The sequence below is a fragment of the Lactobacillus fornicalis genome, from assembly GCF_055362665.1.
On record NZ_JBLTIM010000068.1, the window covers coordinates 1 to 284 of the forward strand.

Sequence of the window (284 nt, forward strand, 5' to 3'; positions counted from 1 at the left end):
AACTTTCGTAAGTGAATAACCACATCGCAATTTCCTGCTACAATGTTGTAGTATTTTTTCTTAAGCGAGGGTTTGAGTGTAGGAGCTACTGAACTCCCCATTTCAGATTCTTCTAGCTCACGACTGATAAAAATAATATCCATCGGTAAAGCTTTAAGATCTACAACAAATTGTTGTAATGCACTATTAAACATTGCATATCCACGTCCATAACCTAAATCAGCAAGTGAGGTTACTCCAGCTTCTAAACAGATAGCTTGTTCAATCATGACGCAGATATCATC

The 284-nt window shown here is 37.0% G+C and carries 1 protein-coding gene; it reads right to left on the reverse strand.

Going from position 1 to position 284, the window contains the following annotated elements; translation table 11 throughout:
* Nucleotides 1–284, reverse strand: a 284-nt coding sequence (locus ACNDLV_RS08085; protein WP_498883094.1) for an AAA family ATPase, incomplete at both ends; no start/stop codon positions are given.